This is a genomic window from Pseudomonas sp. H1_F01, assembly GCF_054681425.1.
Genome location: NZ_CP162823.1, coordinates 388,030 through 412,398 on the forward strand (window position 1 = coordinate 388,030; position 24,369 = coordinate 412,398).

The window sequence follows — 24,369 nt, forward strand, 5'->3', positions numbered from 1 at the left end:
GCTCTATAATGCTCGGCAGTTTTCCGTCCTCCGTACAGGTATTCCCTATGAAACGTCCAAGTGGTCGCGCTGCCGATCAGCTTCGCTCGATCCGCATTACCCGCAACTACACCAAACACGCCGAGGGATCTGTACTGGTCGAATTCGGTGATACCAAGGTCATCTGCACCGTCAGTGTCGAAAACGGCGTGCCACGGTTCCTCAAGGGTCAGGGCCAGGGTTGGTTGACGGCCGAATACGGCATGCTGCCGCGCGCCACCGGTGAGCGGAACCAGCGCGAGGCCAGCCGTGGCAAGCAGGGCGGCCGTACCCTGGAAATCCAACGCTTGATCGGCCGTTCGCTGCGTGCTGCTCTGGACATGTCCAAGTTGGGCGACGTGACACTGTATGTCGATTGCGACGTGATCCAGGCCGACGGCGGCACGCGTACAGCCTCCATCACTGGGGCCATGGTCGCCCTGGTCGATGCCTTGAAAGTGATCAAGAAGCGCGGTGGCCTCAAGGGTGGCGACCCGCTCAAGCAAATGATCGCTGCTGTGTCCGTGGGCATGTACCAGGGCGAGCCGGTACTGGACCTGGATTACCTGGAAGACTCCGCCGCCGAGACTGACCTGAACGTGGTCATGACCAGTGCTGGCGGTTTCATCGAAGTCCAGGGCACTGCCGAGGGCGCGCCGTTCCAGCCGGAAGAATTGAACGCTATGCTGGAGTTGGCGAAGAAAGGCATGAACGAAATCTTCGAACTGCAAAAGGCCGCCTTGGCTGACTGATCGATTCCCGCTTCAAGACAAGGAGAGCGTCATGAGTGATGAGCAAATCCTGCTGCCCCAGCCGAGCAAAGAGGCGCGTCAATGGGCAATGTTTTGTCACCTGTCCGCCTTGTTGGGGATCTGGATTCCGTTCGGCACGCTGATCGGGCCGCTGGTGCTCTGGCAGCTCAAGCGTGAGTCCGACCCGTTCATCGATGCCCAGGGCAAGGAAGCGCTGAACTTCCAGATCACCGTGGCGATTGCCTCGGCGATCAGCTTGCTGCTGATGGTCGTGGTGATCGGCTTCTTCCTCTTCGGCCTGGTGGCCATTGGTGCGTTGGTGTTGACCATCATTGGTGGCGTGAAGGCCAATGAAGGGCAGCCGTATCGGTATCCGTTTACTTGGCGCCTGGTCAAATAACGATCGATGAGTAACCCCCTGTGGGAGCGAGCCTGCTCGCGATAGCTGTGTGTCAGTCAACATCAATGTTGAATGTAACTGCGCCATCGCGAGCAGGCTCACTCCCACAGTGGAAATGGTTGTCCACAAAAAAACCGACACGGCTGTCGGTTTTTTTGTGGCTGCGAAACGACACTTAGATAGTCAGCGTCCAGTCGTAATCCACGATCAGCGGCGCATGCTGCGAGAACCGTGGCTGGCGCGGCAGGCGGGCGCTGCGTACGAAGCGGCGCAGCCCAGGCGTCAGCAGCTGGTAGTCGAAGCGCCAGCCAAGGTTGAGCATCTCGGCCTGTTCGTTGTCCGGCCACCAGCTGTACTGGTCGCCTTCACGGCTGACTTCACGCAGGGCGTCGACATAACCCATGTTGCCAATGATCTCGTCCATCCAGGCCCGTTCCGGCGCCAGGAAGCCAGGAGATTGTTGGCTGTCGCGCCAGTTCTTGATATCCAGCTTCTGTTGCGCCACGTACAGCGAGCCACAATAGATGTACTCGCGACGTTTGCGCCGCTGTTTATCCAGATAACGGGCGAAGTCGTCCATCAACTTGAATTTCTGATTCAAATCTTCATCGCCGTTCTGCCCCGAAGGGAGCAGTAAGGTCGCGATGCTGACCTTGTCGAAATCAGCTTGCAGGTAGCGCCCGTAGCGGTCCGCCGTCTCGAAACCGAGACCGTTGATGACAGCCTTCGGCTGCAGCCGCGAGTACAAAGCCACGCCACCCTGGGCGGGGACTTCGGCATCGCAGGCATAAAGGAAGTAACCATCCAGTTGGAAGGCTGCATCGTCCAGTTCAAAGGCGGAGGCGCGGGTGTCCTGCAGGCAGATGACGTCGGCATTCTGTGCTTGCAGCCAACTGAGCAAACCACGCTCGACTGCAGCCTGAATACCATTGACGTTCACACTGATGATCCGCATAAATGGCCCCAAAAATCACGTGCGTGTATGATACACGCCGTGTACCTATTTAGCTAAATCCGCGGTATTTGAGGCTTTTTTTCATGCAGGCGTATCAGCGCGATTTCATTCGCTTTGCCATCGATCGCGGCGTTTTGCGCTTCGGTGAGTTCACCCTCAAGTCCGGGCGCACCAGCCCGTACTTCTTCAATGCCGGCCTGTTCAACACCGGTTCCGCCCTGGCGCAACTGGGTCGTTTCTATGCGGCAGCCATCGTCGAGAGCGGTATCCCGTTCGATGTGCTGTTCGGCCCGGCCTACAAAGGCATCCCGCTGGCCGCCACCACTGCCGTCGCCCTGGCCGAACACCACGGGCGCGACTTGCCTTGGTGCTTCAACCGCAAGGAAGCCAAGGCCCACGGCGAAGGCGGCAGCCTGGTGGGTGCACCGCTGACCGGCGACGTGTTGATCATCGACGACGTCATCACTGCCGGCACTGCCATTCGTGAAGTGATGCAGATCATCGGTTCCCAGGAAGGCGCCAAGGCCGCTGGCGTGCTGATTGCCCTGAACCGTCAGGAGCGCGGCAACGGTGAGCTGTCGGCGATCCAGGAAGTGGAGCGCGACTTTGGCATTCCGGTGATCAGCATTGTGTCGCTGAACCAGGTGCTGGAGTTTTTGGCCGACGATCCGCAGCTCAAGCAGCATTTGCCGGCGGTTGAGGCTTATCGGGCGCAGTTCGGCGTTTAAAGATTTGCACATTCCCTTGTGGGAGCGAGCCTGCTCGCGATAGCCATTTTCCATTCAACATTCATGTTGGCTGATCCACCGCTATCGCGAGCAGGCTCGCTCCCACAGGGAATCGGTGGGTAAAAAAACCCCGCTCAACCAGGTTGAGCGGGGTCTTTTTTTACCGGTATCGCTTAAGGACGCTTGCGATTGCTGATCAACGTACCTACGCCGGTGTCGGTGAAGATCTCCAGCAGGATCGCATTTGGTACCCGGCCGTCGATGATCAACGAGCTGCCGACGCCGCCTTGTACCGCTTCCAGTGCGCAACGGATCTTCGGCAGCATGCCGCCGTAGATGGTGCCATCGGCGATCAGGTCATCGACCTGTTGGGTCGACAGTCCGGTCAGGACCTTGCCCGACTTGTCCATCAGGCCGGCGATGTTGGTCAGCAGCATCAGCTTTTCAGCTTTCAGTGCCTCTGCAACCTTGCCCGCCACCAGGTCGGCGTTGATGTTGTACGACTCGCCGTTGGCGCCCACGCCGATGGGCGCGATCACCGGGATGAAGTCGCCCTTGACCAGCAGGTTCAGCAGGTCGGTGTTGATACCGACCACTTCGCCCACATGACCGATGTCGATGATTTCCGGCTGGGTCATCTCCGGTGTCTGGCGGGTGACGGTGAGTTTCTTCGCCCGGATCAGCTCGGCGTCCTTGCCTGTCAGGCCGATGGCGCTACCGCCATGACGGTTGATCAGGTTGACGATGTCCTTGTTGACCTGGCCGCCCAGGACCATTTCCACCACATCCATGGTCTGCGCGTCGGTCACGCGCATGCCATCGATGAAGTGGCTTTCGATCGACAGGCGCTTGAGCAAGTCACCGATCTGCGGGCCACCACCGTGTACGACCACCGGGTTGATGCCCACGGCCTTCATCAGCACGATGTCGCGGGCGAAGCCGGTCTTGAGCTCCTCGCTTTCCATCGCGTTGCCGCCGTATTTGATCACCAGGGTCTTGCCGACGTAGCGTCGGATATAAGGCAACGCTTCGGACAGGACCTTGGCGGTGTTGGCGGCGGCTTCGCGTTCGAGGGTCATTCAGGGCTCCGGTAGTGCTTCAAAAAATCAAAACGGTAGTTGGAGATCAGGTGCAACACGTTTGAGTTGGGTGTGGAACACATCCTTGATGCGCTGCAGTTCGGCCTCGTTGTCGGCCTCGAAACGCAGTACCAGCACCGGTGTGGTGTTGGATGCGCGAACCAGGCCCCAGCCGTGGGGATAGTCGACCCGCACACCATCGATGGTGGTCAGTTCGGCGCCTTCGCCCCATTGAGCGTCGTGCAGTGCATCAATGATGCTGAATTTGCTCTCTTCGGTCACATGGATATTGATTTCTGGCGTAGAAATATCGTTCGGGAAGGTTGCGAACAGCTCTTCGGCGGTGGATTTCTCTTTGCTGAGGATTTCCAGCAGGCGCGCGGCGCTGTAGATGCCGTCGTCAAAACCGAACCAGCGTTCCTTGAAGAAGATGTGGCCGCTCATTTCGCCGGCCAGCAGGGCGCCGCTCTGTTTCATTTTTTTCTTGATCAACGAGTGACCGGTTTTCCACATCAGTGGGCGACCGCCATATTCCTTGATCAGCGGCACCAGGCGACGGGTGCATTTGACGTCGAAAATGATCTCGGCGTCGGGGTTGCGCGCCACTACGTCCTTGGCAAACAGCATCAGCAGGCGGTCCGGGAACACCACGCTGCCGGTATTGGTCACCACGCCCACGCGGTCGCCGTCGCCGTCGAAGGCCAGGCCCAGGTCGGCGTTGGTTTCCTTGACCTTGGCGATCAGGTCCTCGAGGTTTTCCAGCTTGCCCGGATCCGGGTGGTGGTTAGGGAAGTTGCCGTCCACGTCGCAGAACAGCGGGATGACTTCGCAGTTCAGGGCTTCGATCAGTTGCGGGGCGATCACGCCAGCCGCGCCGTTGCCGCAATCGACCACCACTTTCAGGCGACGGGCGAGTTTCACGTCCTTGACGATTTCGTCGTTGTAGCGCGCAAGGATATCGACTTTGGTCACGCTGCCCTGGCCGCTGCTCAGGTCATTGGTCTTGAGGCGGGTGTGCAGGGCCTGGATCTGCTCGTTGGCGAGGGTGTCGCCAGCGATGACGATCTTGAAGCCGTTGTAGTTCGATGGGTTGTGGCTGCCGGTGAGCATCACCCCGGACTTGCCGGCCAACACGTTGGCGGCGTAGTACAGCGCCGGGGTCGGCACCAGGCCCACGTCGCTGACTTGGCAGCCACTGTCGGCAACGCCTTTGATCAGTTGTTCGACCAGCTCGGGGCCCGACAAGCGGCCATCACGGCCGACGCACACGTTCGGTTCGCCCTGGGCCAGGCTCTGGGAGCCGATAGCGCGGCCGATCCAGTAGGCGGTTTCGGCGGTAAGGGTTTCCGGTACCACGCCACGGATGTCGTAGGCGCGGAAGATGCTGTCAGGGAAGATCGGGGCGAATGCGGCTGGGGTGTTCATGGGCGGGGCGCTCTATCAGGAAAGTGACTGGACAGGCCGACGGTTAGCATCGGCAGGCTCAAGCTGAAGGGTATGACGGCGTTTTTGACAGAGAGTTCGTGGTGGGAAAGTGCCATGAGACAGCGTTACCCCGGCCTCGCTCGCCTAATACATTGATTCCGGGTGGGAAACCTAGCAGAAAGCCATTGCGCATTTTTTGTCCTGAAACACAAGCTTCACAAACGGGCCGGGCAGGACGCCCGGCCTGTAACCACCGGTCAATGGCTGCCGGAATGCCCGAAACCACCCGCGCCGCGTTGGCTTTCGTCGAATTCTTCGACCAGTTCGAAGTGGGCCTGGACCACCGGCACCAGCACCAACTGCGCGATGCGTTCGCCCACGGCAATGTTGAAGGCCGTTTGGCCGCGGTTCCAGCATGACACCATCAGTTCGCCCTGGTAATCGGAGTCGATCAGGCCCACCAGGTTGCCCAGCACGATGCCGTGCTTATGGCCCAAGCCCGAGCGCGGCAGGATCAGCGCGGCCAGGCCCGGATCGCCGATGTACACCGACAGGCCGGTAGGAATCAGCAGGGTCTGGCCCGGCTCCAGGATCGTGTCCTGCTTGAGCATCGCCCGCAGGTCGAGGCCGGCGGAGCCTGGTGTGGCGTATTGCGGCAGCGGGAATTCGTTGCCGATGCGTGGGTCGAGGATCTTGGCTTGTAGGGCGTGCATGACATTAAACCTGGTTCAGACGTTCGGCGATAAAAGTGATCAGCTGGCGGGCAATCTTGCTCTTGCTGGTCTGGGCGAAAAGTGTGGCGTGCAACTGGCGGTCGATCACGCTGCAGGCGTTTTCTTCGCTGTTGAAGCCGATGCTCGGGTTGGCCACGTCGTTGGCGACGATCAAGTCGAGGTTCTTGTCCTTGAGCTTGCGTGCGGCGTAATCGAGCAGGTGTTCGGTCTCGGCGGCAAAGCCGACACTGAACGGGCGGTCGGGGCGGGTGGCGATACTGGCCAGGATGTCCGGGTTGCGCACCATTTGCAGTAGCAAGCCGTCGCCGCTTGTAGGGTCTTTCTTCAATTTTTGCGGGGCAACGACTTCGGGGCGGTAGTCCGCCACCGCCGCCGAGGCGATGAACAGGTCGCAGGGGATAGCTGCTTCACAGGCCGCGAGCATGTCCCGGGCGCTGACCACATCGATTCGCGTGACCCGGTCCGGCGTCGGCAGGTGCACGGGACCGGTGATCAGCGTCACCCGGGCACCGGCTTCCACGGCGGCTTCGGCCAGGGCGAAGCCCATTTTCCCGGAGCTGTGGTTGGTGATGTAGCGCACCGGGTCGATGTTTTCCTGGGTCGGTCCGGCGGTGATCAGCACGTGCTTGCCGGTCAGGGCCTGGCGCTGGAAGCAGTCGGCGGCGCACTGGGCCAGGTCGGTTGCTTCGAGCATGCGGCCCATGCCGACATCGCCGCAGGCCTGGCTCCCGGAGGCCGGGCCGAAGACTTTCAGGGCGCGGCTTTCGAGCAACTGCAGGTTGGCCTGGGTGGCTGGGTCGCGCCACATGGCCTGGTTCATGGCCGGCGCCACGGCGACCACCGCGTCGGTGGCGAGCACCAGGGTGGTCAGCAGGTCGTCGGCGATGCCTTGGGCCAAACGGGCGATGAGGTCGGCCGTGGCCGGGGCGATCAGTACCAGGTCGGCCCACTTGGCCAGTTCGATATGACCCATGGCGGCTTCGGCCGCCGGGTCGAGCAAATCCAGGTGGACCGGGTGCCCGGACAGGGCCTGCATGGTCAGCGGGGTAATGAACTCGCTGCCACCGCGGGTCATGACGACCCGTACTTCCGCGCCCTGGTCGATAAGCCTGCGAACCAGCTCGGCGCTCTTGTAGGCGGCAATGCCGCCGCCGACGCCCAGAACGATGCGTTTCCGATACAGCCGCTGCATAGGCCTGCCTTTCGATTTCAGTGGTCAGTGCAAGGCGAACCCCTTGGCAGCAGCTGCCAGGGTGCAAATCGCCTGCAAAAAAGATGGGCTACGATATCACAGCGACCGCTACGGAACAGCGGCGCCCACAATCAGGGAGATGCCATGAGTATTCGCGATTGGCCCGCGGCCGAGCGGCCACGGGAGCGGTTATTGGCGCTAGGGGCGGGGAGTCTGTCGGACGCCGAGCTGCTGGCGATTTTTTTACGCACCGGCGTGTCGGGCAAAAGCGCGGTGGATCTGGCGCGACAACTATTGATTCAATTTGGCAGCCTGCGCGCGCTGCTTGAAGCCGATCAGATCACATTCAGTAATCATATGGGGCTCGGGCCGGCGAAGTTTGCCCAGCTGCAAGCGGCTCAGGAAATGAGCCGTCGGCATTTGGCTGAACAGGCACGGGAAAAAACGTCGCTGGAAAGCCCGTTCGCGGTGCGTGAGTACCTGAAATCGATGCTGCGTCACGAACCCCACGAGGTGTTCGGTTGCCTGTTTCTCAATTCCAAGCACCAGGTGCTGACCTTCGAGGCGCTGTTTCGCGGCTCTATCGACAGCGCCAGTGTCCATCCCCGGCAGGTCGTCAAGCGCGCCCTGGCCCACAACGCCGCCGCGTTGATCCTGTGCCACAACCACCCCTCCGGCAACACCGAGCCCAGCCAGGCCGACCGGGTGCTCACTGAGCGGCTTCAGGAGGCGCTGGAGCTGATCGATGTGCGGGTGCTCGACCATTTCATCGTTGGCGATGGGGAGCCGTTGTCGATGGCGGAGCGTGGGTGGATGTAGGCCCGATCAGGCTTGAAAAATCCCTTTGCTCCCACAGGCCCCCACAGAAGGGGGCTGTGGGGCTGGGGTTATTTGATGTTGACCTTGGAGTAATCCTGGCGCCCAAACGGGCTCACCGCATAACCCTGCACATCCTTGCGGGTCAGGGCGAACGCGGTTGGGTGCGCCAGGGGCAGCCACAGGGCCTGTTGCTGGATCTGGGCCTGGGCCTGTTCGTAGAGCTTGGCCCGCACGCCCTGTTCGCCGGTGGTCTTGCCGGCGCTGATAAGTTTGTCCAGGTCGGGATTGCAGTAGCGGGCGAAGTTGGTGCCGGACTTGACCGCCGCACAGGAAAACTGTGGCGTGAGGAAGTTGTCCGGGTCGCCGTTGTCGCCGGCCCAACCCATGAACAGCAAATCATGTTCGCCGGCCTTGGCGCGACGGATCAGTTCGCCCCATTCGATCACCCGGATCTCGGCCTGGATGCCAATCTGCGCCAGGTCGGACTGCAGCAGTTGTGCGCCAGCGCTGGGATTGGGGTTCAGCAAGCTGCCGGAAGGGCGGGTCCAGATAGTGGTCTGGAAGCCTTCCTTCAATCCGGCCTTGGCCATCAGGTCGCGGGCTTTGGCCAGGTCATGGGCGTAGCCGGGCAGGTTTTTGGCGTAGCTCCAGGTGTTGGGCGGGTAGGGGCCATTGGCGGCTTCGGCGGTGCCTTCGAAGACGGTCTTCAGGTAGCTGGCCTTGTCGAAGGCCAGGTTGATGGCTTGGCGCACCTCAGGCTTGTCCAGCGGTGGATGCTGGCTGTTGATTGCCACGAACGCGGTCATGAAAGCGTCGGTCTGCTCGACCTTCAGCGTAGGTTCTTGCTTGGCGGCTTGTACGTCCAGCGGCTTGGGCGACAGGGCGATCTGGCATTCGTTGCGGCGTAATTTCTGCAGGCGCACATTGGCATCCGGCGTGATGGCGAAGACCAGCGGGTCCACTTGGGGTTTACCGCCGAAATAGGCATCGTTGGCCTTGTAGCGAATCGAGGCGTCCTTCTGGAACCGGCTGAAAATGAACGGGCCGGTGCCGACCGGCAGGCTGTTGAGTTTTTCCGGTGTACCGGCCTTCATCAACTGATCGGCGTATTCGGCCGAATAAATGGAGGCAAAACCCATGCTCAACGTCGCCAGGAAGGTCGAGTCGGCGTGATCGAGGGTGAAGCGCACGGTCAGCGGGTCCAGTGCGTCGACTTTCTTGATCAGCGCTGGCAGTTGCATGGACTGGGCGTGGGGGAAGCCGCTTTGCGCCACCTTGTGCCAGGGATTCGCCGGGTCGAGCATGCGCTCGAAGCTGAACTTCACGTCCTCGGCGGTCAGGTCACGGCGCGGCGTGAAGTAGTCGGTGTGGTGGAACTTGACCTGTGGCCGCAGCTTGAACACATAGGCCAGGCCATCGGTGGAGACTTCCCAGCGCTCGGCCAGGCTCGGGACCACTTTGCCGCTGGCGGTGTCGAAGTCCACCAGGCGGTTCATCAGCACGTCGGCGGAGGCGTTGGTGGTCGTCAGGGAGTTGTACTGGACGACATCGAACCCTTCCGGGCTGGCTTCGGTACAGACGCTCAGGGCGGCGGCCAAGGCCTGCGGGGTGATCAGCAGAGGGGCGAGCAACAATGGTAGGGCAGCGAGGCGCATGGTCGGTTTCCTGTGCAAGTCGAAGGCCCATCTGCGAGTGCAGTCTGGAAAAGGCCTACCCTAGTGGGCTCGCCGCTAAATGACTATCCCCTTTTTGCATTTTCCGGCACTCTGCGCCGGCGCGTTGATGGACTAAAAAACGCCGCCGGTGAAAAAAACCTGCATGCAGCGACGAGCGGTAAGGTGCTTTGCCAGCCTCTGCCCCCGCCGCCCGGGGCGGTTGGTCGATGATTCGCCATGAAGACAAATCACATCGGCTGTTGTTGCGCTGTGGTCTTTCTGGTATAAAGCAGCGCTCTTTTCTAGGGGCCCGGTTCCTTCACTGTAGGTGTAGCCGGTAAGACCCTTAAAGAAACGCGGCGCCTGGCGCCAAATGACTGAGAGATTAAGCGGCCAACCCATGCCGGGTTGGGCATGTGGTTTTAGAGGGCTGAGGCATGTCGAGAGTCTGTCAAGTTACCGGTAAGGGTCCGGTGACTGGGAATAACATTTCCCACGCAAACAACAAAACCCGTCGTCGTTTCCTGCCGAACCTGCAGCATCACCGCTTCTGGGTTGAAGAAGAGAAACGTTTTGTGCGTCTGCGCGTATCTGCCAAGGGCATGCGTATCATCGACAAGCGTGGCATCAGTGTCGTGCTGGCCGAACTTCGTCGCGATGGCAAGGTTTAAGGGAGCTAATCATGCGTGAATTGATTCGTTTGATCTCGAGCGCCGGTACTGGTCACTTCTACACTACCGACAAGAACAAGCGTACTACCCCGGACAAAATCGAGATCAAGAAATATGATCCGGTTGTTCGCAAGCACGTGATCTACAAGGAAGGCAAAATCAAGTAATTGATTTTTTCCTTCTTACGAAAAAGGCCCGTATCGCGAGATACGGGCCTTTTTTGTTGCCCGTGAGGCCGGGCCAGGCCTCACAAATCCTCAAGCCTTCTGTTCGAACACCACATAAATCTTGCGGCACGGCTCCAACACTTCCCAAGTACCCTTGAACCCCGCTGGAATCACGAAACGGTCACCGGCCCGCAGGGTCTTGGCATTGCCATCGTCGTCCCGAAGCACGGAAACGCCCTGGACGATCTCGCAATACTCATGCTCGGTGTAATTGACCGTCCACTGGCCGACGGCGCCTTCCCATACGCCCGCGTTCATTTGCCTGCAGGGGCTGCTGTAGTGGTTGAACACGGTTTGCTCGGGATCGCCCTTGAACACCTTGGCCGGGTCCGGGCGATAACGTTCGGCGGTGGTATTGGCCTGGCTGAAATCAACGATGTCCTGAATGCTCATGCGGGTGATCCCCAGTGATCGCTTGGAAGGCCTCGAGTCTATGTTTATTAAAACGAACATCGCAAGGTCGTTTGCCAGCGTTGTGTCAAATATATTGAAACATGACCAGCCGCTGGTTTAGGGTGGCGGGTGCCCTATGCCGAAAACGGCGCCGAAACCAGGCTGGTTGGGCAGAATTCTTTTGAGCGCTGCGCACCGCGCGGCGTTCGTACTCAATAAGAGGAGGACACACGCATGACCACCCTGACTCGTGCCGACTGGGAACAACGCGCCCGCGACCTGAAGATCGAAGGCCGCGCCTTCATCAACGGCGAGTACACCGATGCGGTGTCCGGCGAAACCTTCGATTGCCTCAGCCCGGTCGATGGCCGCCTGCTGGGCAAGATCGCCAGCTGTGACGTTGCCGACGCCCAGCGTGCGGTCGAAAACGCCCGTGCCACGTTCAATTCCGGCGTCTGGTCGCGCCTGGCACCCAGCAAGCGCAAAACCACCATGATTCGTTTTGCCGGCCTGCTCAAGCAGCATGCCGAAGAACTGGCGCTGCTCGAAACCCTGGACATGGGCAAGCCGATCAGTGACTCCCTGAACATCGACGTTCCCGGCGCGGCCCAAGCCTTGAGCTGGAGCGGCGAAGCCATCGACAAGCTCTACGACGAAGTGGCGGCCACGCCGCACGACCAGTTGGGCCTGGTAACCCGTGAGCCGGTGGGTGTCGTGGGCGCTATCGTGCCCTGGAACTTCCCGTTGATGATGGCCTGCTGGAAACTCGGTCCAGCGCTGTCCACCGGTAACTCGGTGGTGCTCAAACCGTCGGAAAAATCCCCGTTGACCGCCATCCGCATCGCCGCATTGGCGATCGAGGCCGGTATTCCGAAAGGCGTGCTGAACGTGCTGCCAGGCTATGGCCATACCGTCGGCAAGGCCCTGGCCCTGCATATGGACGTCGATACGCTGGTATTCACCGGCTCTACCAAGATCGCCAAGCAACTGATGATCTACTCCGGCGAATCCAACATGAAGCGTATCTGGCTGGAAGCCGGCGGCAAGAGCCCGAACATCGTGTTCGCCGATGCCCCGGACCTGCAAGCCGCCGCCGAATCCGCCGCCAGCGCCATCGCCTTCAATCAGGGCGAAGTCTGCACCGCCGGCTCGCGGCTGTTGGTGGAGCGTTCCATCAAGGACACGTTCCTGCCACTGGTGATCGAAGCCCTCAAGGGCTGGAAGCCAGGTAACCCGCTGGACCCGGCCACCAATGTGGGCGCCCTGGTCGATACCCAGCAGATGAACACCGTGCTGTCCTACATCGAGGCCGGGCACAGCGACGGCGCCAAACTGGTGGCTGGCGGCAAGCGCATCCTTGAGGAAACGGGCGGTACGTACGTCGAGCCGACGATTTTCGATGGCGTGAGCAACGCGATGAAAATCGCCCAGGAGGAGATTTTCGGCCCGGTGTTGTCGGTGATTGCTTTCGACACCGCCGAGCAGGCCATCGAGATCGCCAACGACACGCCGTACGGCCTGGCCGCGGCGGTATGGACCAAGGACATCTCCAAGGCCCACCTGACCGCCAAGGCCCTGCGTGCCGGCAGCGTATGGGTCAACCAGTACGACGGCGGCGACATGACCGCGCCGTTCGGTGGTTTCAAGCAATCGGGCAACGGTCGCGACAAGTCGCTGCATGCGTTCGACAAATACACCGAGCTGAAGTCGACCTGGATCAAGCTCTGACAATGGGGGCCCCGGATCCTGTCCGGGGTCTCATGCAGCGCTGATCCCCCCTGTGGGAGCGAGCTTGCTCGCGATAGCGGTATGACAGTCGACGACTTTGTTGAATGTTGCGCCGTCATCGCGAGCAAGCTCGCTCCCACAGTGTTTTGGGGGATGGTTGAGATTGATAACCCTCCACAGGAGCGTGGAAATGCGTTGGGCGACCTATTTCGCCGTGTTGGCGTCTGTCCTGAGTGTCGGCCTGGCCTTGGGCGTGAGCATGCCGCTGGTGTCGCTGCGCCTGGAGGGCTGGGGCTATGGCTCGTTCGCCATTGGTGTGATGGCCGCCATGCCGGCCGTGGGGGTGCTGCTCGGGGCCAAGATGTCCAGCCGGCTGGCGGCGCGGTTTGGCACGGCGGCGTTGATGCGCCTGTGCCTGTGGGGCGGCGCGGTCTCCATCGGGTTGCTGGCGCTGTTGCCCAGCTATCCGGTCTGGTTGCTGCTGCGCCTGGTGATTGGCGTGGTCCTGACCCTGGTGTTCATTCTCGGTGAAAGCTGGATCAATCAACTGGTCATTGAGAAATGGCGTGGGCGACTGGTGGCGCTGTACGGCAGCAGCTACGCCCTGAGCCAGTTGTCCGGCCCGCTGCTGCTGGGTGCGCTGGGGACCGATCATGACTATGGGTTCTGGGTGGGTGTCGGTTTGCTGCTGAGCGCACCCTTGCTGTTGCTGGGCCGTAGCGGTGCACCGAGCAGCGAGGCTGGCAGCGTGACGTTTGGCGACTTGTGGACGTTTTGCCGAGGCTTGCCGGCGATTGCCTGGGCGGTCTCGTTGTTCGCCGCGTTCGAGGCCATGATCCTCACGTTGCTGCCGGTGTATTGCCTGCGCCAGGGCTTCACCGCCGACATAGCGCTGGCGATGGTCAGCACCGTGGTGGTCGGTGATGCCCTGTTGCAGTTGCCCATCGGCGCGCTGGCCGATCGCGTGTCTCGCCGGGCGCTGTTGACGGGCTGTGCGGTGGTGCTGACGTTGTCGAGCCTGGCGGTTCCACTTTTGATCGATACTTTGTTGATCTGGCCGCTGTGGGTGCTGTTCGGCGCCAGTGCTGGCGGTTTGTTCACGTTGTCGCTGATCCTGATCGGCGAGCGTTACCGCGACGATGCGCTGGTGCGGGCCAACGCCCACGTCGCGCAACTGTGGGGCCTTGGTTGCCTGATCGGCCCACTGGCGGCAGGAGCGGGCAGCCAGTGGATCAGCGGGCATGCGCTGCCTTTGTTCATGGCGGCAGGGGCGTTTGGCCTGGTGATCCTGTTGTTGCGCCAAGGGGCATTCGGGACCACCCAAACCGCTTGAAAACCCCTCGCCACAGAGGTTTGTGCAGACCTACAGCATCCGCTCCAACCCGACCGTCGTGCTGAACCAGGCATTGAACCGGCGCCACCAGCTGCCCGGTTCGCGGTCCAGGTCGTGCGTCTGGCCGTTGTCTTCGGTGGTCCATACAAGCCTTCCATCCTCCAGCCTGGCCTGATAACTCAGGGCCGGCGCCATGCCCTGCAAGGCCAGGTCGCGCACTTGGCCGGCGAGTTCAGGGCTGTCCACCAGCACGCCGACTTCAGTGTTCCACAGCACCGAACGCGGGTCGAAATTGAACGAGCCGATGAACGATTTCTGCTGGTCGAAGATGATCGCTTTGCTGTGCAGGCTGGAGTCCGATTGGCCGTAGGACTTGCTGTAGAACAGGTGAGGGCTGCTGCCTTTGTCGCCCGGTTGTCGGCGAAGCTCGAACAGGCGTACACCATGTTGCAGCAGGGCTTTGCGGTACGGCGCATAGCCGCCGTGCACGGCGGGCACGTCGGTGGCTTCCAGGGAGTTGGTCAGCAGGCTCACCGACACGCCGGCATCGGCGCGACTGGTCAGATAGACCAAACCTGGCTGACCGGGGACGAAGTAGGCGGAAATCATGATCAGTTCTTTGCTGACTCCGGTCAGTTCCGGCGCCAATTGCGTGGTCAGCAATAGCTGCGGATCCGGCTCGTCCTTGGCCAGCACCTTGCTGGGCGCGTCCCACAGCGCCTTGTTCCAGGCCCAGATCAACTGGTCGCGCCAGGTGTCCAGGCGCGGTTGGGTCTTGTAGGCGGTCAATTGCTGGTAGAGCGCGTGATTTTCCTTTTGGGTCTGCTCCATGGATTCTTGCAGGCGCAGGCGGCTGTTGGCCAGGTCCTTGGGCGTGGGGCGATGGGACAGGAACTGTTCGATGGGTTTGCTCAGGGCGCTGTTCCAGTACTGGTCGAAGCTGTGCCCCAATTGTTCGGCCACTGGCCCGACACTGAGCAGGTCGATGTCGGTGAAGTTCAGGTTGGGTTCGGCGTCGAAATACTCATCGCCCAGGTTGCGACCGCCGACGATGGCCATGCTGTTGTCCGCCAGCCACAGTTTGTTGTGCATCCGGCGGTGTTGCTGCGACAGGTTGAGCAGGCGCCCAAGGCTGCGGGTCACGCCGGTGGCGCGTCCCAGGTGCAGCGGGTTGAACAGGCGGATCTGGATCTGCGGATGAGCGGCGAGGGTCGCGATGATCTGATCCTGGCCATCGCTGGTGGTGTCGTCCAGCAGGATCCGTACGCGCACGCCCCGGTCGGCGGCCTTGAGCAATTCATCCACGAGCATCCGCGTGCTGATGCCGTCATGGACGATGTAGTACTGCAAATCCAGGCTGCCTTGGGCGTGGCGAATCAACTCGGCCCGGGCGATGAACGCGTCGGTGCTGTCCGACAGTAGCCGAAAGCCCGAGCGCCCTTCATGGGCGGCAGCCTGGGCCTGGACCGAGCGGCCGAACGAAGATTCGGCGGCTGGTAAGGCCTGGGAGGGCTCGCGGGTGACATCAAGACTGGCGCAGCCGCTCAGCAGTGAGACGACTAACAGCAGCGCAGGCAGGATCGGTCTGGATCTCACGTAGGATCGTTCCGCTTGTTCACGTTGATCGGCTGTTGAGTGCTGCTTCCCTGGGTAAAGTTCAGACGACGTCGCGCTGGGTTTCGTTCAACAGCGCGCTAGCGGCGGTTCCGACCTTGCGCACGGCTTCTTCGATCTGGGCCGTTGGCTTGGCAGCGTAGTTCATCCGCAGGCAGTTGCGGTACTTGCCCGATGCCGAAAAAATGCTGCCGACAGCGACCTGCACGCCTTGGTCGAGCAGGACCCGATTGAGCTTCAGCGTGTCGAAACCGTCGGGCAATTCGACCCATAACATGAAGCTGCCCCGCGGGCGACTGGCCCGGGTGCCCGATGGAAAATAGCGGCTGACCCAATCGATCATCACGTCGCGATTGCGCTGGTATTGCGTACGCATCCGGCGCAAATGGGGTTCGAAATGCCCACCCTTGAGAAATTCGGCAATGGCGATCTGCGGTTGTGGCGCGGTGGAGCCGGTGCTGATGTATTTCATGTGCAGCGCCCGCTCCAGATACCGGCCTGGCGCGACCCAGCCAATACGCAGCCCTGGCGCCAGGGTCTTGGAAAAAGAACTGCAGAGCAGGACGCGGCCGTCTTCATCGAAGGACTTGATGGTGCGCGGGCGAGGGTAGGTGTAGGCCAACTCGCCATACACATCATCTTCGATGATCGCCACGTCGAAGCGCTGTGCCAGGGTCAGCAGCGCGCGTTTATTGGCGTCGGGCATGATGTAGCCCAGCGGGTTATTGCAGCTGGGGGTCAACTGTATGGCTTTGATCGGCCATTGCTCCAGCGCCAGTTCCAGGGCATCCAGGCTGATGCCGGTGAGCGGGTCGGTGGGGATTTCCAAAGCCTTCATGCCCAGGCCCTTGAGGGTTTGCATGGCCCCGTGAAAACTGGGTGAGTCCACCGCGACGATATCGCCTTGTTCGCAGGTGGCGCGGATGCTGACCGACAGGGCCTCATGGCAGCCAGTGGTGACGATAAAATCGTTGGGCCCCAGCTGGCAGCCGGAGTCCAGCGACAGCCGGGCGATCTGCTCACGTAGCGCGAGGTTGCCGTAGATGTTGTCGTAATACAGGCCGGGCATGTCTTGTCGGCGGCTGATCTGCGCCAGGCTGCGCAGCAGCGGTTTCATGGTCGGCGAATTGATATCCGGCATGCCGCGTCCCAGTTGCACCACGTCCGGGCGCGGTACGGCGCGGATCAGCTCCAGCACCTGGTCCCACTGGGAAATATCCACTGGGCGCTGAGCCGGACGGCCTACCACCGGCAGGTCCGGCAGTTCGCGGCCCACGGGTACGAAATAGCCGGACTTGGGTCTCGGCATCGCCAGCCCACTGTCCTCCAGCACGCGATAGGCCTGCTGCACCGTACTCAAGCTGACACCATGTTCCGTGCTCAATGCCCGCACTGATGGCAGCCGGTCGCCGGGGCGGTAGAAGCCCTGTTCGATGCGGGTACCGAGCAATTCGGCGAGGTTCACGTAGAGGGTCATGGTGCGCTCCCGATGAGATGGATCACTGCAACCGATACAGTTGGGGTGGAAAATGACAATTCAGTGCTGGAAATACCGAATCTGTATGCTTATAAAAAAAATGAGTTGAATCTGTATTGCTTTTGACCGTCCGCGCATCATGAAACCTCTGGCTACCCAAGTAAACAGGAGCGATCAAAATGAACGGCTTGAGCGATGTGCGGCTGACGTTACACAGTCAGGAACTGGCGGCAGGGCAGGAGAAGGGGCTGCGTAGTGCGATGTTGCGCAATCCCCCGTCCGGCCTGAGCCGTTGGGCCCTGTTCTGGCATCGTCTGCATACACGCCAAGCCTTGTTGGAACTTACACCCGAACAGTTGCGTGATATCGGGCTGACTCGGGCGCAGGCGTTGGAGGAGGGGCTCAGGCCGTTCTGGCGGCTTTGAAGTGGTGCCGGCCCTGAGACGGCTATCGCGGGCAAGCCTTGCTCCCACAGATTGAAATGGCCTGTGGGAGCAAGGCTTGCCCGCGATAGCGTTGTCAGTCGTGGTGAATTCTTTTAAACCAACTCTTTCAACCGATGCCACAACATCCCCAGCGCCAACAGCGGCGAGCGCAGGTGCTTGCCGCCAGGGAAGGTCATGTGCGGGACCTGGGCGAACAGATCGAAGCCGCTGCTGTGCTGCCCGCTGATGGCTTCGGCCAACAATTTGCCAGCCAGGTGCGTGGCATTCACCCCATGGCCGGAATAGGCCTGGGCGTAATACACATTAGGCTGATCCTTGAGCCGGCCGATCTGCGGTAAACGGTTGGCGCCGATGCCAATCATCCCGCCCCATTGATAATCGATTTTCACATCTGCCAGTTGCGGGAAGACCTTGAGCATCTTTGGGCGCATGTAGGCGCCGATGTCCTGTGGGTCGCGGCCGGAATAGTGACAGGCCCCGCCAAACAGCAAGCGTCGATCCGCCGAAAGCCGGTAGTAATCCAGCGCCACACGTTGATCGCAGACCGCCATGTTCTGTGGCAACAACGCCTGCGCCTGGGCCTGGCTCAAGGGTTCGGTGGCGATGATGTAGCTGCCGGCGGGCAGCACTTTGCCGCCCAGTTGCGGATTGAGTCCATTGAGGTAAGCGTTGCAGCCCAGCACCAGCGTCTTGGCGCGGACCGAGCCCTGTTGGGTGTGCACCTTCACTTCAGGGCCGTAGTCGATACGTGTGACCGCTGATTGCTCGAACTGCCTGACCCCCAGCTGTTGCGCGGCGGCGGCTTCGCCCAGGGCCAGATTCAGCGGATGCAGATGCCCCGAGCCCATGTCGATCAACCCACCGACGTAGCGATCCGAACCCACGACGCTGTGCATTTCGTTGGCTTGCAGCAGTCGGGTCGGATGGCGATAACCCAGGCTGCGCAGTTCTTCGGCGTCTTCGGCGAAGCCTTCCAGGTCGCTGGGCTTGTTGGCGAGGTCGCAATAGCCCCAGGTGAGGTCGCACGGGATCTGGAAACGCTCGACGCGCTGTCGGACGATCTCCACGGCCTCAAGGCCCATGAGCTTCATCTGGCGCACGCCCTCGGCGCCGATGATCGGCGCAAACTGATCGAGGCCATGGCCGACGCCACGAATCAATTGGCCGCCGTTGCGCCCGCTGGCGCCCCAGCCGATCCGGTGCGCTTCCAGCAGCACCACGCTCATGCCGCGCTCGGCCAGTTCGATCGCCGTGTTCAACCCGGAGAACCCGCCGCCGACCACGCAGACATCCGCCCGCAATTCACCCTGCAGCAGCGGATGGTCCGGTTGCGGCAGGCTGCTGGCGGCGTAATAAGAGGCGGCGTGCGCGTGGCTCGGGACAGGTTGCTGAACACGGGCGTTCATGTGCGTAATCCTGATTTTTGTGTTTGAGAAATTTTACGGAGCATAAGCTGGCGATTCCTTACTGGGCAACACCGGTCGGCTGGCGCTGTCTGGTGCGCGGCTTTTAAGGCAGAATCCTGGACCATCTCCCTCGGTAATCGCCTCAATGAGCTGCAACAGTCAAAAAATCCGCACGCTACGCCAGCAGATTCCCTCGTTCGAGTGCGTACCGGGCTGCCATGACTGCTGTGGTCCGGTAACCACCTCGCCGGAGGAAATGGCCCGTTTGCCCCGCAAGACCCGGGCCGAACAGGACGCGGCCATGGAAGCGCTCGACTGCGTGCACCTGGGGCCCAACGGTTGCACCGTCTACGACGAGCGCCCGCTGATCTGCCGGCTGTTCGGCACCACGGCGACCCTGCCGTGTCCCAATGGACGGCGGCCGGTGGAATTGATCCATCCGCGGGTCGAGAAGCAGATTCATGAATACATGGCCAGCACTCGTCAGGTGTTGGTCTAGCGGTCTGAAATACCGAGTCGCAGCTTTCGCGAGCCTGCTCGCGAAAGCGGCCGTCCAGACGACCCTTGCCTTGGAAACCGTCATCAATCCGGAATCGGCAGGTTCAAGCTCTCCTTCACCTCTTCCATCACGATGTAGCTCTTGGATTCGCGCACATGGGGCAGCTTGAGCAGGATGTCCCCCAGCAGCTTGCGGTACGAAGCCATCTCGGAAATCCGTGCTTTCACCAGATAGTCGAAGTCCCCTGACACCAGGTGACATTCCAGCACGTGAGGCAGTTTCAGCACGGCGCGTCGGAACTCTTCGAACGTGTCGCCGGACTTGTAGTCGAGGCTGATCTCGACAAACACCAGCAGGCTACCCTTCAAGTGCTGCGGATTGAGCCGGGCGTTGTAGCCCATGATGATGCCCTCGCGCTCCAGGCGCCGTACCCGCTCGGTGCAGGGCGTGGTGGAGAGGCCGACCTTTTCCCCCAGCTCAGTGAAGGAGATGCGCCCGTCCGCCTGGAGAATGCGCAGGATATTGCGGTCGATCTTGTCCAGCTCACGTTTAGTCTGGGTGTTGGTACGCACAGGTGATGCGCCTCCGTGAAAAGGGTTTTTGCCGAGAATTCTCGCCAAATATAGGCGTTTATATAGTGAAAAGCACTGGCTAATCTTTTTTACACTGCGACCATCAAAGCTATGTACAACAAACGTCAGCGGTTATCCGCGATGAGGGCATCAACATGCGCGTTCTGGTCTTGGGTAGCGGCGTCATCGGCACCGTCAGTGCTTATTATCTGGCCCGTGCCGGGTTTGAAGTGGTGGTGGTCGACCGTCAGCCGGCGCCTGCCATGGAAACCAGTTTCGCCAACGCCGGCCAGGTGTCGCCGGGTTATGCCTCGCCGTGGGCCGCGCCGGGCGTACCGCTCAAGGCCATCAAGTGGCTGCTGCAGCGCCACGCGCCGCTGGCGATCAAGGCCACTGCCGATATTGACCAATACCTGTGGATGGCACAGATGCTGCGCAACTGCACCGCCAGCCGCTATGCCATCAACAAGGAACGCATGGTGCGCCTGTCCGAGTACAGCCGTGACTGCCTCGACGAGCTGCGCGCCGAAACCGGCATTGCCTACGAGGGCCGTAGCCTGGGGACCACCCAGCTGTTCCGCACCCAGGCCCAGCTCGATGGCGCGGCAAAAGACATCGCCGTGCTGAAAGAGTCGGGTGTGCCGTTCGAAGTACTCGACCGCGCGGGCATTGCCCGGGTTGAACCGGCCCTGGCGAATGTCACCGATATTCTGGCCGGCGCCTTGCGCCTACCGAACGACCAGACCGGCGACTGCCAGATGTTTACCACGCGCCTGGCGGAAATGGCCGAGAAGCTCGGTGTGCAATTCCGCTTCGGCCAGGATATCCAGCGCCTGGACTTCGCCGGTGATCGCATCAACGGTGTCTGGATCGACGGCAAGCTGGAAACCGCCGACCGCTACGTCCTCGCCCTGGGCAGCTATTCACCGCAACTGCTCAAGCCTCTCGGGATCCGTGCTCCGGTGTATCCGCTCAAGGGCTACTCCCTGACCGTGCCGATCACCAATCCGGCGATGGCGCCGACTTCGACCATTCTCGACGAAACCTACAAGGTCGCGATCACCCGGTTCGACAACCGCATTCGCGTGGGCGGCATGGCGGAAATCGCCGGTTTTGACCTGTCCCTCAACCCACGCCGGCGCGAAACCCTGGAGATGATCGTCAACGACCTTTATCCTCAGGGCGGCGACCTGGCCCAGGCCAGTTTCTGGACCGGCTTGCGCCCGACTACCCCGGATGGCACACCAATCGTGGGGGCCACGCCCTTCAAGAATCTGTTCCTGAACACCGGCCATGGCACCCTCGGATGGACCATGGCCTGCGGTTCCGGTCGCCTGTTGGCCGACCTGATGGCGAAGAAAAAGCCGCAGATCAGCGCCGAAGGCCTCGATATTTCCCGTTATGGCAGCAAACACCAGGAGTCTGCAAAACATGTCAATCCAGCGCCAGCTCACCAATGACCGCATGAGCCAGGTTGTCGTGCACAACGGCACCGTTTACCTGGCCGGACAGGTCGGCGACGACATGAACGCCGGTATTGAACAGCAGACCCGCGAAAGCCTGGCCAATATCGAGCGCTTGCTGGACCTGGCCGGAACCGACAAGAATCGTTTGTTATCGGTGACGATCTACTTGAAGGACATCGAGGCCCACTTCGAAGGCATGAACGCCGTCTGGGACAAATGGTTGCCCAAGGGTGTCGCCCCGGCCCGTGCCACGGTGGAAGCCAAGCTGTGCGAACCGGAGATCCTGGTGGAGCTGTCCGTCGTGGCCGCGTTGCCTTAAATACCGGCCCAAACGATCCCTCTCCCGGTGCTGTTGGTGGTTCATGCTGTCAGCCAGCACCGGTTTTTTATTCATGACCGCCTAGAAGCCTGCCGCCATGCGTCCTGCCCGTGCCCTGATCGATCTCCAAGCCCTGCGTCACAACTACCAATTGGCCCGCGAAATCACGGGGGCCAAGGCCCTTGCGGTGATCAAGGCCGATGCCTACGGGCACGGCGCGGTGCGTTGCGCCGAGGCGCTGCAGGACACGGCGGACGGGTTCGCCGTGGCCTGCATCGAAGAAGCTCTGGAACTGCGGGCTGGTGGGATCCGAGGGCCGATCCTGCTGCTGGAGGGTTTTTTCGAGGCCAGTGAGTTGCCGTTGATCGTCGAGCACGATTTCTGGTGCGTGGTGCATTCGTTGTGGCAGCTCGAAGCGATTGAAAAAGCCGCATTGAGCCAGCCGATCACGGTCTGGCTCAAGCTCGATTCCGGTATGCACCGGGTCGGCCTGCATCCGGCGGATTACCAGGCGGCCTACCGTCGCCTGCTCGCCAGCGGCAAGGTGGCGAAGATTGTCTTGATGAGCCACTTCGCCCGTGCCGATGAACTGCACGATCCCAGCAGCACTGAGCAACTGGCGATATTCGACAAGGCCCGCCAGGGCCTGGTGGCGCAGATCAGCCTGCGCAACTCACCGGCCGTGCTGGGTTGGCCGCAGATACCCAGCGACTGGGTGCGCCCGGGCATCATGCTCTACGGGGCCACGCCCTTTGATGAGCCCAACGCCGTCGCCTCGCGCCTGCAACCGGTGATGACCCTGGAGTCGAAGATCATCTGCGTGCGTGAATTACCCGCTGGCGAACCGGTGGGCTACGGTGCCCGTTTTGTGACCACGCAACCGACCCGGGTCGGCGTGGTCGCCATGGGGTATGCCGACGGCTACCCACGCCAGGCGCCCACCGGTACACCGGTGCTGGTGGATGGGCAGCGCAGCCAACTGGTCGGACGGGTGTCGATGGACATGCTGTGTGTCGACTTGACCAATGTCCCCCAGGCCGGGCTCGGCTCGACCGTGGAGTTGTGGGGCAAGAACATCCTTGCCAGCGACGTTGCCAAGGCCGCCGACACGATCCCTTATCAGATTTTCTGCAACCTGCGGCGGGTGCCACGGCTCTATTCCGGGCATTGACGCGCGGCGTCAGCTACCGAAAGTCGCTTCACCGAACAGGATTCGGGTCAAAGTGTTGTAAATACTGAACGCTGTCGCCATGATAACGCTCACTTTCCTCACAACCTGATTCCCTGGAGGCTCCAGCATTGGACGTCGGTGAACGACTGCAATCCATTCGTAAACTCAAAGGCCTTTCCCAGCGTGAGCTCGCCAAGCGCGCGGGTGTCACCAACAGCACTATTTCGATGATCGAGAAGAACAGCGTCAGCCCCTCGATCAGCTCGCTGCGTAAGGTCCTTGGCGGGATTCCCATGTCCATGGTCGAGTTTTTCTCCGAAGAAATCCTTCAGGAGAAACCGACTCAGATCGTCTATAAAGCCAACGAACTGATCGACATCTCCGACGGCGCCGTGACCATGAAGCTGGTGGGCAGGGCACACCCGAGCCGGGCGATTGCCTTCCTCAACGAAATCTATCCGCCTGGCGCCGACACCGGTGAAGAGATGCTCACCCATGAGGGCGAGGAAACCGGGATCCTGGTGGAAGGGCGGCTGGAACTGGTGGTCGGTGTCGAAACCTTCGTGCTCGAAGCCGGCGACAGCTACTATTTCGAAAGCACCAAGCCCCACCGTTTCCGTAATCCGTTCGACGTGCCGGCGCGACTGATCAGCGCAGCCACACCGGCCAATTTCTAGAAAAAGCGGCGCCGGCCCCGCACGGCAAAGGCGCCCAGGGAACGAGTCGTCACTGCAAACAAGACCCTTGCGACTTTGGGGTTGTTTCAGTGTGACGGGCTTACCGCTATACTTGCGCCCGCCTGCAAACCGTGGCCGCAGGCGTGACTAGCCACCATTGAGGGTGTACGCGTGAACCTAATTATGAAAATGCTGGCTGCACCAGCAACCGTATTGGCCCTATGGGCAGTCAGTGCCCAAGCGGCGACCACCGACGAAATCGCCAAGCGCCTCGAACCCGTTGGCCAGGTCTGCGTCCAGGGGAAAGAATGCAAAGGTATGGAGGTTGCCACTGCCGCTGGCGGCGCGGGTGGTGCCAAGAAGCCGGCTGACGTGATTGCAAAGCATTGCAACGCTTGCCACGGTACAGGCCTGCTGGGTGCGCCGAAAATCGGTGACAAGGCGGCTTGGAAAGAGCGCGCCGATCACCAGGGCGGCCTCGACGGCATCCTGGCCAAGGCTATTACCGGCATCAATTCCATGCCGCCTAAAGGTACTTGCGCCGATTGCTCGGATGACGACCTCAAGGGCGCCATCAAAGAGATGTCCGGCCTGTAATACGCCGATATCTTGC

General features: G+C 61.1%; 25 protein-coding genes and 1 pseudogene. 15 read left to right on the forward strand and 11 right to left on the reverse strand.

Going from position 1 to position 24,369, the window contains the following annotated elements; translation table 11 throughout:
- The first annotated feature begins 47 nt into the window (after positions 1–47).
- Entirely contained in the window at positions 48–770 is a 723-nt protein-coding gene (gene rph, locus AB4O09_RS01715; protein ID WP_003177262.1) for a ribonuclease PH, read from the forward strand.
- A gap of 31 nt (positions 771–801) precedes the next feature.
- Positions 802–1,170, forward strand: a complete 369-nt coding sequence (locus tag AB4O09_RS01720; RefSeq protein ID WP_013694558.1) for a DUF4870 domain-containing protein — start codon at positions 802–804, stop codon at positions 1,168–1,170.
- Positions 1,171–1,345: 175 nt separating this feature from the next.
- On the opposite strand, the gene AB4O09_RS01725 is transcribed toward AB4O09_RS01720, so the two are convergent.
- Entirely contained in the window at positions 1,346–2,125 is a 780-nt protein-coding gene (locus AB4O09_RS01725; RefSeq protein ID WP_013694557.1) for an exodeoxyribonuclease III, read from the reverse strand.
- A gap of 83 nt (positions 2,126–2,208) precedes the next feature.
- Between AB4O09_RS01725 and pyrE the strand changes: the two genes are divergently transcribed.
- Positions 2,209–2,853, forward strand: a complete 645-nt coding sequence (gene pyrE, locus AB4O09_RS01730; protein ID WP_003206873.1) for an orotate phosphoribosyltransferase — start codon at positions 2,209–2,211, stop codon at positions 2,851–2,853.
- A 173-nt stretch (positions 2,854–3,026) separates the two neighbouring features.
- Here the strand turns inward: pyrE and argB are convergent, their stop codons facing one another.
- The 4 genes and pseudogenes from argB to coaBC form a co-directional block, all read right to left on the reverse strand.
- Complete coding sequence (gene argB / locus AB4O09_RS01735; RefSeq protein ID WP_003206871.1) at positions 3,027–3,932, reverse strand: acetylglutamate kinase; 906 nt, start codon at positions 3,930–3,932, stop codon at positions 3,027–3,029.
- A 27-nt stretch (positions 3,933–3,959) separates the two neighbouring features.
- Positions 3,960–5,363: pseudogene (locus tag AB4O09_RS01740) on the reverse strand (phosphomannomutase/phosphoglucomutase); the annotation flags it as partial.
- A 251-nt stretch (positions 5,364–5,614) separates the two neighbouring features.
- Positions 5,615–6,070 carry a dUTP diphosphatase gene (dut, locus tag AB4O09_RS01745; RefSeq protein WP_003206867.1) on the reverse strand — a complete coding sequence of 152 codons (456 nt, stop codon included), beginning with the start codon at positions 6,068–6,070 and terminating at the stop codon, positions 5,615–5,617.
- Between the two features lie 4 nt (positions 6,071–6,074).
- Positions 6,075–7,283: a bifunctional phosphopantothenoylcysteine decarboxylase/phosphopantothenate--cysteine ligase CoaBC gene (coaBC, locus tag AB4O09_RS01750; protein ID WP_003206865.1), complete on the reverse strand. Its 1,209-nt coding sequence runs from the start codon at positions 7,281–7,283 to the stop codon at positions 6,075–6,077.
- Positions 7,284–7,427: 144 nt separating this feature from the next.
- Here coaBC and radC point away from each other — a divergent pair, with 144 nt between their 5' ends.
- The gene (radC, locus tag AB4O09_RS01755; protein WP_013694555.1) at positions 7,428–8,102 is read left to right on the forward strand and encodes a RadC family protein; all 675 of its coding nucleotides are present in this window, start codon (positions 7,428–7,430) and stop codon (positions 8,100–8,102) included.
- A 68-nt stretch (positions 8,103–8,170) separates the two neighbouring features.
- Here the strand turns inward: radC and AB4O09_RS01760 are convergent, their stop codons facing one another.
- A complete protein-coding gene (locus AB4O09_RS01760) occupies positions 8,171–9,757 on the reverse strand; it encodes an ABC transporter substrate-binding protein (RefSeq protein WP_003206863.1) in 1,587 nt (528 codons plus the stop codon).
- A gap of 437 nt (positions 9,758–10,194) precedes the next feature.
- Here AB4O09_RS01760 and rpmB point away from each other — a divergent pair, with 437 nt between their 5' ends.
- On the forward strand, positions 10,195–10,428 hold the full coding sequence (gene rpmB, locus AB4O09_RS01765; protein WP_003177273.1) for a 50S ribosomal protein L28: 234 nt from the start codon (positions 10,195–10,197) through the stop codon (positions 10,426–10,428).
- An 11-nt stretch (positions 10,429–10,439) separates the two neighbouring features.
- Positions 10,440–10,595, forward strand: coding sequence for a 50S ribosomal protein L33 (rpmG, locus tag AB4O09_RS01770; RefSeq protein WP_003177274.1), 156 nt, complete (start codon positions 10,440–10,442; stop codon positions 10,593–10,595).
- A 90-nt stretch (positions 10,596–10,685) separates the two neighbouring features.
- On the opposite strand, the gene AB4O09_RS01775 is transcribed toward rpmG, so the two are convergent.
- Entirely contained in the window at positions 10,686–11,048 is a 363-nt protein-coding gene (locus AB4O09_RS01775) for a cupin domain-containing protein (protein ID WP_028237431.1), read from the reverse strand.
- A 234-nt stretch (positions 11,049–11,282) separates the two neighbouring features.
- Between AB4O09_RS01775 and AB4O09_RS01780 the strand changes: the two genes are divergently transcribed.
- On the forward strand, positions 11,283–12,776 hold the full coding sequence (locus AB4O09_RS01780; RefSeq protein WP_003206859.1) for an aldehyde dehydrogenase: 1,494 nt from the start codon (positions 11,283–11,285) through the stop codon (positions 12,774–12,776).
- Between the two features lie 190 nt (positions 12,777–12,966).
- Complete coding sequence (locus AB4O09_RS01785; protein ID WP_003206857.1) at positions 12,967–14,109, forward strand: MFS transporter; 1,143 nt, start codon at positions 12,967–12,969, stop codon at positions 14,107–14,109.
- Between the two features lie 30 nt (positions 14,110–14,139).
- Here the strand turns inward: AB4O09_RS01785 and AB4O09_RS01790 are convergent, their stop codons facing one another.
- Together AB4O09_RS01790 and AB4O09_RS01795 are read right to left on the reverse strand one after the other, a co-directional pair.
- Positions 14,140–15,705: a phospholipase D family protein gene (locus tag AB4O09_RS01790; protein WP_003206855.1), complete on the reverse strand. Its 1,566-nt coding sequence runs from the start codon at positions 15,703–15,705 to the stop codon at positions 14,140–14,142.
- Between the two features lie 61 nt (positions 15,706–15,766).
- Positions 15,767–17,200, reverse strand: a complete 1,434-nt coding sequence (locus tag AB4O09_RS01795) for an aminotransferase-like domain-containing protein (protein WP_003206854.1) — start codon at positions 17,198–17,200, stop codon at positions 15,767–15,769.
- Positions 17,201–17,379: 179 nt separating this feature from the next.
- On the opposite strand from AB4O09_RS01795, the gene AB4O09_RS01800 reads away from it, so the two are divergent.
- Positions 17,380–17,625: a DUF1127 domain-containing protein gene (locus AB4O09_RS01800; protein WP_003206853.1), complete on the forward strand. Its 246-nt coding sequence runs from the start codon at positions 17,380–17,382 to the stop codon at positions 17,623–17,625.
- 113 nt (positions 17,626–17,738) lie between these two features.
- Here the strand turns inward: AB4O09_RS01800 and AB4O09_RS01805 are convergent, their stop codons facing one another.
- Entirely contained in the window at positions 17,739–19,052 is a 1,314-nt protein-coding gene (locus AB4O09_RS01805) for an NAD(P)/FAD-dependent oxidoreductase (RefSeq protein WP_003206851.1), read from the reverse strand.
- A gap of 145 nt (positions 19,053–19,197) precedes the next feature.
- Here AB4O09_RS01805 and AB4O09_RS01810 point away from each other — a divergent pair, with 145 nt between their 5' ends.
- Positions 19,198–19,551: a YkgJ family cysteine cluster protein gene (locus tag AB4O09_RS01810; RefSeq protein WP_003206850.1), complete on the forward strand. Its 354-nt coding sequence runs from the start codon at positions 19,198–19,200 to the stop codon at positions 19,549–19,551.
- 83 nt (positions 19,552–19,634) lie between these two features.
- Here the strand turns inward: AB4O09_RS01810 and AB4O09_RS01815 are convergent, their stop codons facing one another.
- Entirely contained in the window at positions 19,635–20,123 is a 489-nt protein-coding gene (locus AB4O09_RS01815) for an Lrp/AsnC ligand binding domain-containing protein (RefSeq protein ID WP_003206849.1), read from the reverse strand.
- Positions 20,124–20,278: 155 nt separating this feature from the next.
- On the opposite strand from AB4O09_RS01815, the gene dadA reads away from it, so the two are divergent.
- The 5 genes from dadA to AB4O09_RS01840 all read left to right on the forward strand — a co-directional run bounded on the left by dadA (position 20,279) and on the right by AB4O09_RS01840 (position 24,353).
- Positions 20,279–21,583 carry a D-amino acid dehydrogenase gene (dadA, locus tag AB4O09_RS01820; protein WP_014340848.1) on the forward strand — a complete coding sequence of 435 codons (1,305 nt, stop codon included), beginning with the start codon at positions 20,279–20,281 and terminating at the stop codon, positions 21,581–21,583.
- Complete coding sequence (locus AB4O09_RS01825) at positions 21,555–21,908, forward strand: RidA family protein (RefSeq protein ID WP_003206844.1); 354 nt, start codon at positions 21,555–21,557, stop codon at positions 21,906–21,908. Before dadA ends, AB4O09_RS01825 begins: the two co-directional genes overlap by 29 nt.
- A gap of 97 nt (positions 21,909–22,005) precedes the next feature.
- Positions 22,006–23,079 (forward strand): alanine racemase, encoded by a 1,074-nt coding sequence (gene alr, locus AB4O09_RS01830; protein ID WP_003206843.1) that lies wholly within the window; start codon positions 22,006–22,008, stop codon positions 23,077–23,079.
- Between the two features lie 128 nt (positions 23,080–23,207).
- Complete coding sequence (locus AB4O09_RS01835; protein WP_003206841.1) at positions 23,208–23,756, forward strand: cupin domain-containing protein; 549 nt, start codon at positions 23,208–23,210, stop codon at positions 23,754–23,756.
- A 183-nt stretch (positions 23,757–23,939) separates the two neighbouring features.
- Positions 23,940–24,353, forward strand: coding sequence for a c-type cytochrome (locus AB4O09_RS01840; RefSeq protein ID WP_003206840.1), 414 nt, complete (start codon positions 23,940–23,942; stop codon positions 24,351–24,353).
- The last annotated feature ends 16 nt before the right edge of the window (positions 24,354–24,369 follow it).